Annotated in this window: 14 protein-coding genes; 9 read left to right on the top strand and 5 right to left on the bottom strand. The window is 73.2% G+C overall.

The window, feature by feature from the left end; all coding sequences use genetic code 11:
• Positions 1-29: 29 nt before the first annotated feature.
• Both P8A18_RS28330 and P8A18_RS28325 read right to left on the bottom strand, forming a co-directional pair.
• Positions 30-554, bottom strand: a complete 525-nt coding sequence (locus P8A18_RS28330; protein ID WP_306059002.1) for a flavin reductase family protein — start codon at positions 552-554, stop codon at positions 30-32.
• A 340-nt stretch (positions 555-894) separates the two neighbouring features.
• A complete protein-coding gene (locus P8A18_RS28325; RefSeq protein ID WP_306059000.1) occupies positions 895-2163 on the bottom strand; it encodes an ROK family transcriptional regulator in 1269 nt (422 codons plus the stop codon).
• Between the two features lie 365 nt (positions 2164-2528).
• Between P8A18_RS28325 and P8A18_RS28320 the strand changes: the two genes are divergently transcribed.
• The gene (locus P8A18_RS28320; RefSeq protein ID WP_306058999.1) at positions 2529-4958 is read left to right on the top strand and encodes a DUF8508 domain-containing protein; all 2430 of its coding nucleotides are present in this window, start codon (positions 2529-2531) and stop codon (positions 4956-4958) included.
• An 18-nt stretch (positions 4959-4976) separates the two neighbouring features.
• Here P8A18_RS28320 and P8A18_RS28315 read toward each other — a convergent pair whose 3' ends face one another.
• The 3 genes from P8A18_RS28315 to P8A18_RS28305 are packed head-to-tail and all read right to left on the bottom strand — an operon-like array spanning position 4977 to position 7397.
• Positions 4977-5897 carry an alpha/beta fold hydrolase gene (locus P8A18_RS28315; RefSeq protein ID WP_306058997.1) on the bottom strand — a complete coding sequence of 307 codons (921 nt, stop codon included), beginning with the start codon at positions 5895-5897 and terminating at the stop codon, positions 4977-4979.
• A 22-nt stretch (positions 5898-5919) separates the two neighbouring features.
• Entirely contained in the window at positions 5920-7167 is a 1248-nt protein-coding gene (locus P8A18_RS28310) for a beta-ketoacyl-[acyl-carrier-protein] synthase family protein (RefSeq protein WP_306058995.1), read from the bottom strand.
• Positions 7164-7397 carry an acyl carrier protein gene (locus tag P8A18_RS28305; protein WP_306058993.1) on the bottom strand — a complete coding sequence of 78 codons (234 nt, stop codon included), beginning with the start codon at positions 7395-7397 and terminating at the stop codon, positions 7164-7166. Before P8A18_RS28305 ends, P8A18_RS28310 begins: the two co-directional genes overlap by 4 nt.
• Positions 7398-7746: 349 nt before the next feature.
• On the opposite strand from P8A18_RS28305, the gene P8A18_RS28300 reads away from it, so the two are divergent.
• From P8A18_RS28300 to P8A18_RS28265, 8 genes are all read left to right on the top strand, one after another.
• Positions 7747-9297 (top strand): peptidoglycan-binding protein, encoded by a 1551-nt coding sequence (locus tag P8A18_RS28300; protein WP_306058991.1) that lies wholly within the window; start codon positions 7747-7749, stop codon positions 9295-9297.
• 248 nt (positions 9298-9545) lie between these two features.
• Positions 9546-10982, top strand: a complete 1437-nt coding sequence (locus P8A18_RS28295) for an MFS transporter (protein ID WP_306058988.1) — start codon at positions 9546-9548, stop codon at positions 10980-10982.
• Positions 10983-11063: 81 nt separating this feature from the next.
• On the top strand, positions 11064-12620 hold the full coding sequence (locus tag P8A18_RS28290) for an FGGY family carbohydrate kinase (RefSeq protein ID WP_306058986.1): 1557 nt from the start codon (positions 11064-11066) through the stop codon (positions 12618-12620).
• A gap of 74 nt (positions 12621-12694) precedes the next feature.
• The gene (locus tag P8A18_RS28285) at positions 12695-14368 is read left to right on the top strand and encodes a glycerol-3-phosphate dehydrogenase/oxidase (protein ID WP_306058984.1); all 1674 of its coding nucleotides are present in this window, start codon (positions 12695-12697) and stop codon (positions 14366-14368) included.
• Positions 14365-15918, top strand: coding sequence for an FAD-binding oxidoreductase (locus P8A18_RS28280; protein ID WP_306058982.1), 1554 nt, complete (start codon positions 14365-14367; stop codon positions 15916-15918). Before P8A18_RS28285 ends, P8A18_RS28280 begins: the two co-directional genes overlap by 4 nt.
• A gap of 42 nt (positions 15919-15960) precedes the next feature.
• Entirely contained in the window at positions 15961-16620 is a 660-nt protein-coding gene (locus P8A18_RS28275) for a glycerol-3-phosphate responsive antiterminator (protein ID WP_306058980.1), read from the top strand.
• 7 nt (positions 16621-16627) lie between these two features.
• Positions 16628-16930, top strand: a complete 303-nt coding sequence (locus P8A18_RS28270; RefSeq protein ID WP_306058978.1) for a putative quinol monooxygenase — start codon at positions 16628-16630, stop codon at positions 16928-16930.
• The gene (locus P8A18_RS28265; protein WP_306058976.1) at positions 16927-18087 is read left to right on the top strand and encodes a zinc-binding dehydrogenase; all 1161 of its coding nucleotides are present in this window, start codon (positions 16927-16929) and stop codon (positions 18085-18087) included. The genes P8A18_RS28270 and P8A18_RS28265 overlap by 4 nt, the downstream gene beginning before the upstream one ends.
• Positions 18088-18128: the final 41 nt, after the last annotated feature.

Raw genomic sequence — 18128 nt, 5'->3', positions numbered from 1 at the left:
GAGTCCTGATCTGTGGGCGCCGGGGGCGGTCAGAGGGAGTGGTAGCCGCCGTCGTGGAAGAGCAGCGGGCTGCGGCCCTCGTCGAGCCAGGCGTCCACCACCCGGGCGATGACGATGCGGTGGTCGCCGGCCGGGACGATCTGCTCGGTCTCCACCCGCAGCCGGCCGGCCACCCCGTCGAGCGCGGGTTCGCCGCCGGGCAGGCGGTGCCAGCGGGTGGGTTCGGCGAAGCGGTCGACGCCGCTGGTGGCGAACGTCGTGGCCAGCGGCTGCTGTTCGGCGCCAAGGAAGTGCACGACGGCGGTACGGGCCTGCTCGAAGTGCGGCCACGAGGAGGTGGTGGTCCCGATGCCGAACGAGATCAGCGGCGGATCGAGCGAGAGCGAGGTGAGCGAGGTGGCGGTGAAGCCGACGGGGCCGCGGCCCGCGTCCGTGGTGATGACGACGACGCCCGCGGGGTACTGGCGGAACGCCTTCCTGAAGCGGTCGGGGGCGATCCCCGCCGGGGCGGGGGCGGGGGCCTGAGCCGCGTACGAGGGCACGGTGACGGTCAACGTCTCTCCCTGGATGGAAAGTCGGAAAAAGGGGCGGCAGCACGGAAATTGCCTGGGGCGCGCGGAAACGCGCATGGCGAGGCGCGCGGCGGCGCGGAACATTCGCCGAATTTCAGCGGGTGATTACCTGGGGCCCGGACAGCGGCCGCGACACAGCGGCCGGGCGTCCGTGGACGCCTGCGCGGACGAGCGGAAGGAGTGCGTCACCGAGGACGCTTTCCCTGAATTCCGCTGTCGGCTGGTCATGAATCCATCATCCCGTCGGGGTTCGCACCCGGTCAACAATGCAACTGTCTGAATTAAGTCCGCCGGCGAGAACGGGCGCGATACGAGGGCGGGTTCAGGAAACCGCGGGCAGCGCGGGCCAGGGCCCGAGCGGGTCCGTGTACAGCGAGCCGAGCGCCACCGCGCCGCCCGCCGTGGCCAGCACCGACCCGGTGAAGCTGCTCGGCACCACGGCCCGCTCGGGGTCGTCGCACACCCAGGAGCGCTCCGCCACCTCCGCGCGCAGATCGGCCAGGCACTCCGGCATCCGGCCGGCCCCCGGCTCGACCACGACGAGCACCTCCGGGTCGAACATGTCCAGCAGCAGGGCCGCGGCCCGCCCCACCAGCCGGGCCCGCCGGCGGAACAGCGCCACCGCCCGCGCGTCCCCGGCCAGCGCCCGTGCCAGCAGTTGGGGGAAGGACCCGGTGACCAGCCCCTGGGCGGCGGCGCGCCGCACCATGGCCCGCTCGGAGACCTCCGACTGGAGGCATCCGGTCCGCCCGCACGAGCACGGCTCCGCGCCGCCCGACCCCCCGGCGCCCAGCGGCAGATGGGCGACGCTGCCCGCCCCCGAGCGCGGGCCGCGGTGCATGGCGCCCTCGGTCGCGAAGGCGGCGTCCACGACCGCGCCCACGAAGAGCAGGACGGTGCTGGTCCGGGTCGACTCCTGGCCGAACAACTGCTCCGCGCGGGCCAGGGCGCGGGAGTGGCTGTCCACATGGACCGGCAGCCCGGTCGCGGCGGCGAGCAGGTCGCGGGCCGGGACGTCGTGCCAGCCGAGCTGCGGATGCGCCACGATCACGCCGCTCGCCGGGTCGACGCGGTGGCCGGTGGCCAGGCCGAGGGCGAGGACGGTACGGCCGCCGGCGTGCTCGGCCACCAGCCGGGGCAGCCGGGCCGCGAGTCCGGCGAGCAGCCGGTGCGGGTCGGTGGTGCGGTGCGGCTGCCGGTCCTCGGCGACGATCCGGCCGCGCAGGTCCATCAGCGAGAGGGTGGAGTGGGCGACGGCGATGTGGGCCCCGGCCACCAGATAGGTCCCGGTGTCGATCTCGACGGGGATGTGCGGCCGGCCGAGCCCCTTGGGCCCCGAGGTCTCGGCGCTCTGCCGGACCAGGCCCCGGGCGAGCAGCCGGCCGACGTGCCCGCTGACGGAGGCGGGCGAGAGGCCGGTGAGGCGGGCGACGGTGGACCGGGCGACCGGGCCGTGGTCGAGGATCGCACCGAAGACGGAGCCGGTGCCGGTGGGGCGGCGCACGGGCGCCGGAGCGGGTATGTCGGCGCGGCGCAGCGGGCCGGTGCGGGGTTCACGGGGGCGGCGGGCGGGGGCGGACAGACTCTTCACAGTGTCTTCCAGGTCCTCGGGGGCGGCGATGGGCGCGGTGTCTGCTCGGCACAGGGCTCGGGCACAGGGCTCGGGGACCGGGAGGGCGGTGGTCCGGGCCGGCGCGGGCGTGGTGCCTCAGGCGCGGTGACACACGGCGGAGCACACACGCTTCAGGTCGATATGACCCCGCGTCGTCAGGTGTGCGGATCGCTGCATGCCGCGCAACGTAGCCGGACCGGCGCAAGCCGGTCAAACCATCGCCGCATCATGGACAGTCCCGCTCGTGACCGAACGTTTTCCGGAATTCACCTCTGATGCCTTGTCATCGCCTGTTCTACGCGCATAGCTTGTGCTCCTTCACCACACTCTGAGGGGCAGCTTCCGTGCGCATATCCACACCCCGTTCCGTCCTGCTGGCCGGCGCGGTAGCCGTGACGCTCTCGGCGACCGCGCTGCCCGCCGCCTTCGCGGCACCGTCCGCGTCCGCCGTGATCTCCGAGGTGTACGGAGGTGGCGGGAACTCGGGTGCGACGCTCACCCGGGACTTCATCGAACTGGCGAACGCGGGCTCCGCCGCGTACGACCTGTCCGGCTTCAGCGTCCAGTACCTGCCCGGCGCCCCGTCGGCGGGTTCGACGTGGCAGGTCTCGGCGCTGACCGGTTCGCTCGCGCCGGGCGGCCGCTATCTCGTCGCCGAGTCGGCGGGCACCGGAGGCACGGTCGCCCTGCCCACCCCGGACGCCACCGGCACCATCGCGATGGCCGCCGCGAGCGGCAGCGTCGCCCTGGTCTCCGGGACCACCCCGCTGACCTGCAAGACGGCCGCCGACTGCGCCGCCGACACCCGTGTCGTCGACCTGGTCGGCTACGGCACCGCGGTCGTCCGGGAGGGCAGCGGACCGGCCACCGGCGCCTCCGCCTCCGCCTCCGTGGCGCGCGCAGCCTCGCTCGCGGACACCGACGACAACGCCGCCGACCTGACCGCCGCGGCCCCCACCCCGGTCAACGCGGCCGGCGAGACCTCCGGCGGCGGCGAGGACCCCGGCGACCCGGGCAACCCGACCGAGCCCGGCACCGTGCGCGTGCACGACATCCAGGGCACCACCCGGGTCTCCCCGCTGGACGGCCGGGCCGTCACGGGCGTGCCCGGGGTCGTCACGGCGGTGCGTGCCTCGGGTTCGCGCGGGTTCTGGATCCAGGACACCGCGCCGGACGCCGACCCGCGCACCTCGGAGGCCGTCTTCGTCTACACCGGCTCCGCCGCCCCGGGCGTCTCGGTGGGCGACTCGGTGCTGGTCAGCGGCACGGTGGACGAGTACTACCCGTCCACCACCACCCAGTCGGTCACCGAGATCACCTCGCCCCGGGTCACCGTCCTGTCCTCCGGCAACGCGCTGCCCGCGCCGGTGGTGCTGAACGCCCGGGCGGTGCCCGCCCGGTACGTGCCGTCGGCCGGCGGCGGCTCGATCGACGCGCTGCCGCTGGAGCCGTCGAAGTACGCGCTGGACCTGTACGAGTCCCTGGAGGGCACCCGGGTCCGGATCGCCGACACCCGGGTGACGGGTGCGACGACCGCGTACGGCGAGGTGTGGGTGACGGTCGAGCCGAAGCAGAACCCGACCCGGCGCGGCGGCACGCTGTACAGCTCCTACACCGACCAGAACACCGGCCGGATCAAGGTCATGTCGCTGGACGCGGACAAGCCCGTGCCCACCGCGAACGTGGGTGACGTGCTGTCCGGCACCACCTCCGGCGTCCTGGACTACGACTCCTACGGCGGCTACAACCTCCAGGCCACCCAGCTCGGCAGCGTCACCGACCACCATCTGCGCCGCGAGGTGACCCGCAAGCAGAAGCACAAGGAGCTCGCGGTCGCCACGTACAACGTGGAGAACCTCGACGCGCTCGACGAGCAGGCGAAGTTCGACACCCTGGCCGAGGGCGTCGCGGTCAACCTCTCCTCCCCCGACATCGTGTCCCTGGAGGAGATCCAGGACGACAACGGCGCGGTCAACGACGGCACGGTCGGCTCCGAGGCGACGCTGAAGCGGTTCACGGACGCGATCGTGGCGGCGGGCGGCCCGCGCTACTCCTGGCGCTATGTCGCCCCGCAGGACGGCAAGGACGGCGGCGAGCCCGGCGGCAACATCCGTAACGTCTTCCTCTTCAACCCCCTGAGGGTCGACTTCGTGGACCGCCCGGGTGGCGACGCGACGACCCCGGTCGCGGCGGTGAGGACGAGGAAGGGGGTCACCCTCTCGGTTTCGCCCGGCCGGATCGCCCCGGCCAGTGCCGCCTGGGACGACAGCCGCAAGCCGCTGGTCGGCGAGTTCCGTTTCCGCGGCGAGCCGGTCTTCGTCGTCGGCAACCACTTCGCGTCCAAGGGCGGCGACCAGCCGCTGCACGGCCGCTACCAGGAGCCGGTGCGCGGCTCGGAGACCAAGCGCGTGCAGCAGGCGAAGGAGGTCAACACCTTCGTCAAGTCGCTGCTCGCGGCGGACAAGTCGGCCCGCGTCGTCGTCCTCGGCGACCTCAACGACTTCGCCTTCTCGCCCACCGTCGGCGCGCTGACCGCCGGCAAGGTCCTCAAGCCGCTGATCACCACGCTGCCGAAGAACGAGCAGTACAGCTATGTGTACGAGGGCAACTCGCAGACCCTCGACCACATCCTGACCAGCCCCGGGGTGCGCCGCTTCGACTACGACGTGGTGCACATCAACGCGGAGTTCGCCGACCAGGCGAGCGACCACGACCCGCAGATCGTCCGGCTGGACGTGAACACCCCGGACCACGGCCACCACGGTCACCGCTGATCCGGGCGGGCGGGCGGCTCAGCCGCCCGCCCGTGGCAGCGCCGGACCTGCCGCGCCCGTGCGCGGACGCGGCAGGGCGGCGAGCGGCCGGAGCGCGGGGGCGGCCTCCAGCGGCCGGTCGGTGAGGAAGCGGGCCACCAGGTCCGCCACGTCGTCGGCGCGCTCCAGGACGACCCAGTGGTCGGACTCGCCGATGGTCAGGAAGCGGCTGCCCTCGATGGTGGCCGCGAAGTCGGCCTGGCGCGGCGGCGAGGTCACGGTGTCGTGCTCGCCGGCGAAGACGAGCGCGGGGACCCCGCTCAGCCCGCCGGAGAAGTCGGGCCGGTGCTCCAGCGCCCGGCGCAGCGACCGCTCCGCGTGCGAGGAGTGCGTGAGCGCGTGCACGAAGGACCGGCGCACATAGCGCAGGGCGAGTTCCCTGCGGTGGACGGGGCGCTGCGGGTCCAGGCACATCAGCGCCTCGGCCGTCAGCCGGGCGAGTCCCTGCACGTCCCCGGTCTCCAGCCGGTCGACGGCCCGGCTCCACTGGTCGCGCTGGGCCTGGCTGATGTGCGCCGGTACGCCGCCGAGGGCCAGACGGGCGATCCGGCCGGGGTGGCGCTTGGCGCAGCCGAACGCGATGGACGTGCCGTAGGAGAAGGCGAAGAGGTTGACCCGTTCCGCGCCCAGGTCGTCGATGATCCCGGTGACGGCGGAGTACAGGAGGTCGTCGCGGGTGCCGGGCGGCAGCGGGTCGGCGCCGCCCATGCCGGGCAGGTCGGCGGTGACGACGGTGGCGTGCGGGCCGAGGTGTTCGTCCATCTGCGGCCAGCCGTACATCCCCTGGAGCGCGCCGCCGAGGACGATGACCGGTTCGGTGCCGGGCGCGGGCTGCGGCAGGGCGCGGTAGTGGTAGCGCAGTCCGTCCACCGAGAGGGTCCGGATGATCTCGTCGGGCATGGTCATCGGTCCTTCGCGGTGGTCAGGCCCTGGTGAGGACGAGGGCGGCGTTGTGGCCCCCGAAGCCGAGCGAGGTCTTGACCGCGGCGTCGAACGCCGCGGGCCTGGCCTCCTTCCGCACCACGTCGACCGGGATCTCCGGGTCGGGGGCATCGAGGTTGACGGTGGGCGGGACGAGTCCGTGCTGGAGGGCGAGCACGGTCAGCGCGGTCTCGATGCCGCCCGCCGCGCCCAGGGTGTGGCCGGTCATCGCCTTGGTGGAGGTGATGAGGGGGTGTTCGCCCAGGACCCGGCGCAGCATGGTCGCCTCGATCAGGTCGTTGGAGACGGTGGAGGTGCCGTGGGCGTTGACGTGGCCGATGTCGGCGGCGCAGGTCCCGGCGTCCGCGAGGGCGGTGCGCAGCGCCCGTTCGATGCCGAGTCCGCCGGGGTCGGGGGCGACGGCGGAGTACGCGTCGCTGGAGGCGCCGTATCCGGCGACGTGGGCGCGGACGGCGGCGCCCCGGGCGCGGGCGTGCTCGGGGCGTTCCATGACGAGGAGCCCGGCGCCCTCGCCGACGACGAAGCCGTCGCGGTGGGTGTCGAAGGGGCGGCAGGCGGCCCTGGGGTCGTCGCGGCGGGTGGAGACGGCCTTCAGCCGGCAGGCGCTCGCGATCAGGAGCCGGGAGCAGACCGATTCGGCGCCGCCCGCGACGACGATGTCGCAGGCTCCGGTGCGCAGCATCTGGTGGGCGGTGCCGATGGCGACGGTGCCGGAGGAGCAGGCGGTGGAGACGGCCTGGCTGGGGCCGTGTGCGCCGAGGTCGGTGGCGACGCTGCTGGCGGCGCCGTTGACGACGGAGAGCGGTGCGAGCTTGGGCGAGACACGGCGGGCGCCGCGTTCGGTGAGGGCGGTGTGCTGTTCGTCGTAGAAGGGCAGGCCGCCGTGGGCGGAGCCGATGACGACGGCGACCCGGCCGCTGTCCCAGACGGCCGGGTCCAGGCCCGCGTCCGCGACGGCTTCGCGGGCCGCGATGACGGCGAGGTGCGAGAAGCGGTCCATGAGGCGGTGCGCGGCCACGCCGAGCACCGTCCGGGTGTCGAGGCCGGTGACGCTGTACATGAAGTCGCAGGGCAGGCCGTGCAGTTCGGACCGGTGCGGCACGCAGGGGGCGGCCGCGGGGTCGGTCACCGCGCGCCAGGTGGCCTCGGCGCCGACGCCCGCCGATGTGACGAGTCCGATGCCGGTGACGGCGGCGGCGAAGGGCGGGAGGCGGTACGGGGCCGTCACGCGGCGGCCTTGCGGTGCACGGCGTCGATCAGATGGCCGACCGTGTCGCGCGAGGTGAGCTGGACGTCGTCGAGGTCGATGCCGAGCCGGTCCTCGATGAGGAGCCGCAGTTCCTCCAGGGCGAGCGAGTCCAGGCGGAGCTGACGGAGCGGCACCTCGGGGCGGATCGCCACGGGGTCGGTTCCGAAGTTCGCCGTCAGCAAGGTGCTGATCTCGTCTGCCGTGCTCATGCTCATCGGGCACTTCTCCGCTGTCGTACGCGGTGACGCCTTGCCGCGTGAGATGTGAGTGCCATCGGGGACGCCGGCTGGTCCGGAGTTCTCTGTTATACGCCCTGGCGACGACGGCGCCGGTCCGCGTTCCCCCGTGCGGTGGGGGGCTGTCCAGGTGTACGAATCCCGGAGAGCGCACTCCGGGCCGCCCGTGCGCCAACTCCGTTGGAGTGAAAGGACGTTCGACACACGCAGGCATGATTGTCATACGTTCGACGGCTCTCTATCGTGAGCAGCTTCGCGGCCGCCGGGCCGCTCCCCACCAAGCCCGGCGCCGTTCTCCTTCCCCCACACAGCTGGAGCAGGTATGCCCACACGCGCCGCCCACCCCAAGGCCCGCGCATCCCTCCTGGCGGCCCTCACCGCCACCGTCCTGGCGGCGACCGGCACCCCGGCCCTCGCCACGACGGACCCCGGACACCCGATGGACCGGGCGTTCGAGCGGGCCGCCGAGGAGTTCGACGTACCGCGTGATCTGCTCGCCGCCGTCGGGTACGGCGAGACCCGCCTCGACGGCCACGCCGGACGCCCCAGCCAGGCGAACGGCTTCGGCGTGATGCACCTGGTCAGCAACCCCTCGCACCACACCCTCGAACGGGCCGCCGCCCTCACCGGCGAACCGCTCGCCGCCCTGCGCTCCGAGACCGGGGCCAACATCCTCGGCGGCGCCGCCGTACTGCGCGGCTACGCGGACACGCTCGGCCTCGACGCCGGGGACCGCGACGACCTCGACGCCTGGTACCCGGCCGTCGCCCGCTACGGCGGTACGGACGGGCCGGCCGCGGCCCTCTACGCCGACACGGTCTACACCTTCCTCGCGGACGGCCTGGACACCCTCACCCCGGACGGCGAGCGGATCACGGTGACCGGCCGCCCGGTCTCGCCGCACAAGGACGGCATCGCCGCCGCGGACACCGGCGCCCGCAGCGCCGACTACCCGGCGGCGCTCTGGGTCCCGGCCGACCCGAACAACTACGCCACCGGCCGCACCGCGGCGATCGACAAGGTGGTCGTCCATGTCACCCAGGGCTCGTACGCGGGCTCGATCAGCTGGTTCCAGGACCCGGTGTCCGAGGTGAGCGCGCACTACGTGGTGCGTTCGTCGGACGGCCAGATCACCCAGATGGTGCGTGACGCCGACACCGCCTACCACGCGCGCAGCGCCAACGCCTCGGCGCTCGGCATCGAGCACGAGGGCTTCATCGACGACCCGTCCTGGTTCACGGACTCGATGTACCGGTCGTCGGCCGCGCTGACCGCCCACCTGTGCGACAGGTACGGCATCCCGAAGGACCGGGCGCACATCATCGGGCACAGCGAGGCCCCGGGCAACGACCACACCGACCCGGGCCCCTACTGGGACTGGAACCGCTACATGGAGCTGGTGGGCGGCACCGACACGGGCGGCGGGAGCCGTGACGGGCTGAGCTTCGACACGTACACCACCCAGCGGACCGGTTCGGCGGGCCCGCAGGTCAAGGCCCTCCAGCTGCTGCTGAACGAGCAGGGCTACCCGGCCGGGGACGCGGACGGCACCTTCGGTACCGCCACCACGGGCGCGGTGACGTCGTTCCAGGCTGCGCGCGGTCTGGAGGCCGACGGGGTCGTGGGAGCCAGGACCTGGACCGCGCTGCTGTCGGCGGGCTCCTCGCCGGTCCTCGCCGAGGGCGCGACGGGCGAGGACGTAAAGCGGCTCCAGCGCGCGCTGACAGCCGCGCTCGGCTCGACGGTCGCGGCCGACGGAAGCTTCGGCCCGGCGACGGCGACCGCGGTCCGCTCGTACCAGACGAGCCGGGAGCTGACGGCCGACGGCATCGTGGGGCCCGCCACCTGGGCGGCGCTCCGGGCGGGGCGCTGACGGCCCCGGTCCCGGGGCCCGCGGCCGGGCCCCGGGACCCCCTCGTCACGTTTGGGTAACCTGCCGGAAACCCTTGACGTTCCTCCAGACGCTTTCCTAATCTCCTCGTGTAGTCGTACTTCACGTGCTGCGGCGCTTTCCGCAGTGTTTTGGCAGGCACAGACAAAGACCACCTGTCGGTGGTTTCGTCATGCCTGTTTTTTCTGCGTTCCCCGTGCCACCGATGGGTCTTCCTCGAAGGCGGATTCATGGCACAACGTCCGAGCGTCAAAGGCGTCGCCGACGTCGTTGCGCTCATCGATGGGCTGGGAAAGATCACCGGCCGGGCGCAAGTCATCTGGTTCCTCGTGTTCGGCGGGCTGTTCCTCGACGCCTACTCGAACGCGGCGCTGAGCGCGGGTCTGGGACCGATGACGTCCCAGATGGACCTGACCAGCACGCAGGTCTCGATCCTCACGGCCACTGCTCCGGCCCTGGCGATCATCTTCAACCCGGTCGGCGGCTGGCTCGCCACCCGGATCGGCCGGGTCCCCCCGCTGCTCATCGCGAAGGTCTTCGCCATCGCGGGCGCCCTGCTGGCCGCCTTCGCCGGCGACTTCACGGTCGTCTGGCTGGGCCGGGTCCTCGTCGGTGTCGCGTACGGCATCGACTTCGCCGTCGCCATGGCCCTGCTCGCCGAATACACCCCGGCCAAGCTGGGCGGCCGGCTGAACCTGTGGCAGGCCGTCTGGTACGTCGCCACCACCAGCAACCTCGCGCTCGCCCTGCTCTTCTTCAACCTGGACGTCGGCGCGGACATCTGGCGCTGGTCGGTCGGCTCGGCCGCCGTCGTCGCCGTCGCGCTGCTCCTGGGGCAGTGGCTGATGCTCAGGGAGAGCCCCACCTGGCTGGCGAGCAAGGGCCGCCTGGACGACGCCGTCCTCAACCTGGACCGCATCTACGGGATCAAGGCCGTCGCCGGGAAGCCGGACGAGGCGACCCGCGCCGCGACCGCGGCGCCCGCCATCGGCTTCCGCCAGGCCGGGCTGCTCTTCAGGGGCGAATACCTGCCGCGCACCATCCTCTCCTCGGTCATCTCGCTCGGGCAGTCGATGCAGTACTTCGCGGTCGGCTGGTACCTCCCGCTGATCAGCCTGACGATCTTCGGTGAGAGCTTCGAGAAGGCCACGATCGGCTCGATGGTCTTCAACGCCTTCGGCATCGCGGGCGGGCTGCTGTCCGCGTACTTCGGCCGCCGGCTGGGGCTGCGGCTGAGCTCGGCCGCGGGCTTCGCCGGGGTGTTCGTCGCCCTGATCGCGATGGGGCTGACCTTCGAGAAGGTGCCGACGGCGGTGGCGTTCCTGCTGCCGGTGCTGTTCATCCTCTGCCACTCCACCGGTCCGGGTGCCAACGGCAAGTCCATCGCCGCGCTCTCGTACAGCAGTGACGTGCGCGCGCTGGGCACCGGCGTCACCGGGATGGTCGGCAGCTTCGGCAGTGTCGCCGGGCTGTATCTGTTCCCGCAGATCAAGGAGTCGCTCGGCCTCGCCGACACCTTCCTGGTGCTCTCCGTCGTCCCGCTGCTCGGCATGATCACCTGTCTGGCCATCAAGTGGGACCCGATGAAGGCCGCGTCGCCCGACGAGGCCGCGGCCCAGCAGGTCACCGGTTCGCCGGAACACGCGGAGTCCGTCACCGCGCGCTGACCGTCCGCCGCGCCTGCCCCGCCACACGATGGTCCCTCTCCCCTCCGCACAGCTCGCGATGCTCGCAATGAAAGGGCTGCAATGACGCAGACGCTCCCCGGCGCCGCCCCCCGGCGCGGTGTGCTGGCCATCGACGAGGGCACCACCGGCACCCGGGCCGGAGTCGTCCTCGACTCCGGCGCCGCGCACGAGGTGTTCTACCGCTCGATCGCGGTCAGCCATCCGGACGACCTCTCGGTCGAGCAGGATCCGATGGAGATCTGGACCGCCACCCTGGACGTGGCGCGCCGGGCCGTCGGCGCGGCCAGGGCGGAGGGGATCGAGCTCACCGCCGTCGCCCTCTCCACCCAGCGGGCCACCGCGATGCTCTGGGACCGGGTCACCGGGCGGCCGCTGCTGCCCGCGGTGGTGTGGCAGGACCGGCGCCACGCCGCCGAGCTGACCGCGCACGAGGCGAAGTGGGACGCCGTCCTCACCGCCCGCCAGGGCCGTCCGGTCGGCGCCCGCGCGCCGTTCCTCTGGGCCGCCCGGCAGATCGCCGCGCACCCGGAGGTCGCCGCCGCGCACCGCGCCGGCCGGCTGCTCTTCGGCACCGTCGACACCTGGCTGATCTGGCGGCTGACCGGCGGCGCCGTGCACGCCACCACCCCGACCAACGCCGCGTCCAGCGGGGGATACCTGCTGGAGCGGCACGCCTGGGACGAGGAGTGGATCGGCCACCTCGGCTTCCCCCTCGACCTGCTTCCGGAACTCCGCTCGGACGACGCCGGATTCGGCACCACAGACCCGGGAACCCTCGGCATCGCCGTCCCGCTGGCCGCCTCCATGGGCGACCAGCACGCCGCACTGATCGCGCTCGGCGGCCTCGCCTCCGGGCAGGGCATGTGCATGTACGGGACCGGCGCGTTCGTCGACGCGGCGACCGGCACCACGCCCGCCCTGCCCCGGCCGGACATCTCCGGGGTGCTCGCCCAGCCCGGCTACCGGCAGGGCGACATCAGCCACTACAGCCTGGAGGCGTACACCTCCACGGCGGGTTCGGCGCTGCGCTGGCTCTGCGACGACCTGGGCCTGTTCGCCTCGCCGAAGGAGCTCGGTGAGGAGGCCGGCCGGGTCCCCACCCGGCCGGGCCGCACCCCGCGTTTCGTCCCGGCGCTCGCCGGGGTACGGACGCCGGTCTGGCACCCCGAGGCCACCGCCGCCCTCACCGGGCTCACCCTCGCCACCACCCGCGCCGATCTGGCCCGCGCCGTCCTGGACGGGATCGCGCACTCGGTGTGCGACCTCGTCGACGGGGTGGCCGCCACGATGGGCGCCCCGTTCACCCGCCTCCGGGTCGGCGGCGGGGTCGCGGGCAGCGACCCGCTCCTGCGGATCCAGGCCGACCTGACCGGTCTGCCGCTGGAGCGGGTCGCCGACTCGGCGACCGCCAGCCTGCGCGGCACCGCCTATCTGGCCGGGGTCGCGCAGGGACTGTGGGGCTCGCTGGAGGAGATCGTCGAGGCGCAGCCACGCGGCCAGGTCTTCGAACCGTCGGCCGGCGCGGACGAACGCGCCGAGCGGCGGACCGCCTGGCGCGACGTGCTGATCGGCCATCTCAACGACCCCGCGCTCACCCCCCTCACCACCCCCCACTGACGGCCCTCACCGTCAGCAGGCGGCCGGTATCCCGACCACACCGCCGCCGCACCGAAACACCAGGAGTTGATGTTGTGATCACCATGCCCGCCCGGAAACCGCGGCGCAGCGCCGCGGCGACCCGCCGCACGCCCCTGCTGCTCGACCGCGCGGCGGCCAAGCGGCGGCTGGCCGACGACACGTACGACGTCCTCGTCATCGGAGGCGGCATCACGGGGGCGTACGCCGTGCTGGACGCCGCCTCGCGGGGGCTGCGCGCGGCGCTGGTCGAGAAGGACGACTTCGCCTCCGGCACGTCGTCGAAGTCCTCGAAGATGGTGCACGGCGGTCTGCGCTACATCGAGCAGGGCAACGTCAACCTCGTACGGCACTCACTGCTCGAACGGCACCGCTTCCGCAAGAACGCCCCGCATCTGGTGCACCGGCTGCCGTTCCTCTTCCCGATCCTGGAGAAGGAGGGCATCTTCGACGCCCGTCTCGCGAAGGGCTTCGAGGGCCTGCTGTGGACGTACGACCTGGTCGGCGGCTGGCGCATCGGGAAGCTGCACCAGCGGCTGACCGTTCCGGAGGTCCTCGCGCAGGCGCCGACGCTGCGCGCGGAGAACCTGAAGGGCGGGCTGATGTACTTCGACGCCCGCACCGACGACGCCCGCCTCGTGCTGACCATCGTGCGGACCGCCGCGGCGCTCGGCGCGACCGTCCTCAACGGGGCGAAGGCCGAGGGTCTGCTGACGCAGGCCGGAAAGGTCGCCGGGGCCCGGGTCGAGGTGGACGGTGACAGCGTCGACATCCGGGCGCGGGCCGTCGTCAACGCCACCGGGGTGTGGACCGACGAACTGGACGCGAAGGCCGTCGACGGCCACCGGCCGCAGGTGCGCCCGGCCAAGGGCGTGCACATCGTGGTGCCGTGGGACAAGGTGCGGATCAACTGCACGGTCACCGTGCCGATCCCGGGCCGTGCCCGCCGCGCGACCTGCACCCGCTGGGGCAACAGCGTGGTGCTGGGCACCACGGACGAGGACTACCAGGGCTCGCCCGACGACGTGCACTGCACGCGCCAGGAGATGGATTTCCTGCTGGAGGGCGCCAACACGGCCTTCGAGGGCAGGCTCACCCCGGACGACGTGGTCGGCTCCATAGGCGGGCTGCGTCCGCTGGTCGGCGGCAAGGAGGGCGCCACGCTCGACATGCGCCGCGACCACCACATCAGCGTCGGCCGCACCGGCATGGTGACGGTGACCGGCGGCAAGCTCACCACCAGCCGGCACATGGGCGAACTCGTCATCGACAAGGTGATGACGGTCCTGGGCCGCAAGGGCAGGAGCCGTACGACCGACCTGCCGCTGCTGGGCGGCGCCGGGTACGACGCCGAGGCCGTGGCCGCGTCCGGTGGCATCGCCGCGCACCTTGGCGAGCGCTTCGGCACCGAGGCCCGCTTCGTCGGCGACCTCATCCAGGAGGACCCGACGCTGGCCGAGCCCGTCGTCGCCGGTCTCCCGTACACGAAGGCCGAGGTGGTCTACGCGGCCCGCGCCGAGCTGGCCCGCTCGGTCGACGACGTCCTCTCCCGCCGGACGCGCGCCCGGCTCTTCGCCCGCGACGCCTCCGCCGACGCGGCGGGCGCGGTCGGCGCGATCCTCGGCCGGGAACTGAACCTCACGGAGGCCGAGGTGGAGCGCTCCGTCTCCGACTACCTCGCGGCCGTCCGTCACGAAAAGTCCGTACTCCTCGAAGGGGCAGCAGCATGATCAGCCGTCAGACCATCACCCACCCGTTCAACCGGGGCAACTACACGATCGGCGCCCCCAGTTTCGCCAAGTGGGCGCAGAACACCCCGATCGGCGACGGCGAGGCCGCGCTCCAGAACAACCCGGTCCAGGTCCCGGAGACCGTGATCGAGGCCCTGCGCGGGGCCGCGCACGCCGTGCACGTGGAGCGCGACGAGGTCGTCACCCGGACCCGCGACTGGTGGGCCGGTTCGATGATCGGCGAGACCGAGGGCCGTCCCGCGACGCCGGACGCCGTGATCGTCGAGGCGGCCGACGCGGACCAGATCGCGGCCGTGCTGCGGATCTGCCACGAGGCCGGCATCCCGGTCACCCCGTCGGCGGGCCGCTCCAACGTCACGGGGGCCGCGCTGCCGGTCTTCGGCGGTGTCGTCCTGGACGTGTGCGCGCTGAACGGGATCACCGGCTTCGACGCCGAGTCGAACGTGGTGGACGTCCAGGCCGGCATGTTCGGCGACCTCTTCGAGAAGCAGCTCCAGGAGGAGTACGGCGTCACGACCGGCCACTGGCCGTCCGCGTTCGCCGTCTCCACGGTCGGCGGCTGGATCGCCTGCCGCGGCGCCGGCCAGCTCTCCACGCGCTACGGCAAGATCGAGGACATGGTCGTGGGCGTGGACGTCATCCACGCGGACGGCACCCGCGCCACGTACGGCGACTACGCCCGCGCGGCGGTCGGCCCGGACCTGCGCCAGCTGTTCATCGGCTCCGAGGGCACCCTCGGTGTCATCGTCTCGGCGCGGCTGCGCGTGCACCCGCTCCCGGAGTACGCGAACGCCGTCGCCTTCGGTTTCGAGACCTTCGCCGAGGGCCTGGACGCCTGTCGCAAGATCATGCAGCGGGGTGCGACGCCGGCCGTGCTGCGGCTGTACGACGCCCTGGAGTCGGGCACCCACTTCGGCCACCCGGAGACCAACCTGCTGCTGATCGCGGACGAGGGCGACCCGGCGATCGTGGACGCCTCCATCAAGGTGGCGGCCGAGGTCTGCTCCGCGTACGGCCCCGAGCTGGACTCGAAGGCCGTCTTCGAGCGATGGCTGGACGAGCGGATGCTGGTCGGCAAGTCCGCCGACGGCTTCACACCCGGCCCCGGCTTCGTCGCCGACACCCTGGAGATGGCCGCGTCCTGGGCCGGCCTCCCGGTGATCTACGACGAGGTGGTCGCCGCGATCCAGTCGGTGCCCGGCACCCTGGCGGCGTCGGCGCACCAGTCGCACGCGTACACCGACGGCGCCTGCGTGTACTTCTCGCTGCGCGGCGAGGTGGCGCCCGAGGCGCGCCGCGACTGGTACCGGTCGGTGTGGGACGCGGCGAACGCGGTCCTCATCAAGCACGCGGCGGCGCTCAGCCACCACCACGGCTGCGGACTGCTGCGCGGCCCCTACCTGGCGGAATCCCTGGGCGCGGGCTTCTCGACGTTCGTGGCGGTGAAGGCGGCCCTGGACCCGGCCGGGATTCTCAACCCTGGCAAACTGGGTCTTCCCAGCCGATTCGGTACGTCTCCGCTGAACTGACCCAGCAGCAGCCGCGCACCCTCTTCCCAGTCAGGGCCTGCCATGACCCCTTCCCCGCCCCGGTCCGGCGCTCCGCTCGATCCCCGGCTCACCTCGGCGTTCGCCGAGGTGCCCGTCATCGCGTCGGTCGTCGGTACCCAGCCGCTGCGGCAGTTCCTGACCGCACCGGCCAGGGTGTGCATCCTCGCCTCGTTCGCGGTGGGGCAGCTGCCCCAAGTGGTGCCGGCGCTGGGCCGGGCGGGGAAGGTCGTCTTCGTGAACGTGGACAGCAGCCCCGGTCTCGCGCAGGACCGGGGCGCGCTGGAATTCCTCAAGAACATGGGCGCGCACGGCGTGGTCAGCACCCGGCTCCCGCTGATAGAGAAGGGCCGCCCGCTCGGCCTGCTGACCATGATGAAGGTGTTCGTCACCGACCGGTCCAATCTGCGCCGCTCCACGGACGCGATCTCGCGCGGGGCGCCGGACCTGGTCGAAGTCATGCCCGCCCCGATCATCGCCCGGATGAGCGCGCAGGCACAGCGCGCGATGTCCCCCTCGGTGGCCGCGGGCTTCGTGGAGACCCCCGCGGACGTGGCGCTCGCCCTGGCCCTCGGCTCGGCCGCTGCCGCCACGTCCGACCCCCGCCTCTGGCACCTGCGCCGCGACCAGCTGCCGCCGGTCCCGCCGGCCGCCCTCAAGAGGCCCGCCCCACCCCAGGAGTAGTACCGACATGACATACGTGGTCGTAGCCCGCTACCGAACGAGGCCCGGCGAGCAGGACACCGTCCTCCCCCTGCTCGACACCATGGCCGCCGCCTCCCGCCAGGAGCCCGGAAACCTCGCCTACCGGGTCCACCAGGGCACCGAGGACCCGCGGGCGATCGTGCTCTACGAGGAGTACGCGACGGAGGCCGACTTCACCGCGCACTGCGCGACCCCGCACTTCCAGGAGATCGTGCTCGGCAAGGTCGTCCCGCTGCTGGAGAGCCGCGACGTGCTGCGCTGCGCACCGCGCGACGGGGTGAGGGCGTGAAGACCCGCGCGGTGGTCCTGCGCGGCATATCAACGGCCCGCCCCTACGCGCGGACCCGCCCGGTCGAGGTGGAGGAGCTGACCCTCGCGGCCCCGCGCGAGGGCGAGGTCCTGGTCCGGGTCGCGGCCGCCTCCCTGTGCCACTCGGACCTGTCGGTCGTCAACGGCGACCGGGTCCGGCCGCTGCCGATGGCCCTGGGCCACGAGGCGGTCGGCGTGGTCGAGGAGACCGGCCCCGGCGTCCACCGGATCTCCCCCGGTGACCACGTCGCCCTGGTCTTCGTGCCGAGCTGCGGCTTCTGCGCCGACTGCGCGGCGGGCCGCCCGGCCCTGTGCGCGGCGGCCGCCGCGGCGAACGGCTCCGGCGCCCTGCTGCACGGCCCCTCCCTCCTGACCGACGCCTCCGGCGCCACGGTCCACCACCAGCTGGGCGTCTCGGCGTTCTCCTCGTACACGGTGGTGGCCCAGGAGTCCGTGGTGCCGATCCCCCGCGACATCCCGTTCACCGTGGCCTCGATGTTCGGCTGCGCGGTCCTGACGGGCGCGGGCGCCGTCATCAACACGGCCGCCCTGCGCCCCGGCCAGTCGGCGGTCGTCTACGGGCTGGGCGGCGTGGGCCTGTCGGCGGTGCTCGGGGCGCGGGCCGCCGGCGCGTACCCGGTCATCGCCGTGGACCCGGTCCCGGAGAAGCGCGCGCGGGCGCTGCGCCTCGGCGCGACGCACGCGTACGCCCCCGACGAGGCGGTCGCCGCGATCCGTGAACTGACGTCCGGCGGGGCGGAGGTGGCGGTGGAGGCCGTGGGCAGCCCGAAGGTGATGGCCGCGTGTCTGACGGCCGTGGCCCGGGGCGGCAAGGTCGTCTCGGTGGGCCTGCCCTCCCCGGACCGCGTGCTGGAGGTCCCGGCCCTGGCCTTCGCGGGCGAGGGCAAGTCCCTGCTGGGCTCGTACATGGGCGACGCGGTCCCGCGCCGGGACATCCCCCGCTTCCTGGACCTGTGGCGGGCGGGCCTGATGCCGGTGGAGGAGATGCACACCGGCACCCTCGCGCTGGGCGAGGTCAACCACGCGCTGGAGGAGCTGGCGTCGGGGCGGGCGATCCGTCAGGTGCTCGACGCCTCGGGGCTGCTGGGGGCCGGGGGCGCGGCCGGCCCGGCTTGACCACCGCGTCGTGATGGTGCGACATGTACGGAGCGGGCGCG

Origin of the sequence: Streptomyces sp. Mut1 (genome assembly GCF_030719295.1) — a bacterium.
GTDB lineage: Bacteria > Actinomycetota > Actinomycetes > Streptomycetales > Streptomycetaceae > Streptomyces > Streptomyces castrisilvae.
This window is presented reverse-complemented; position numbering and strand designations above follow the sequence as displayed.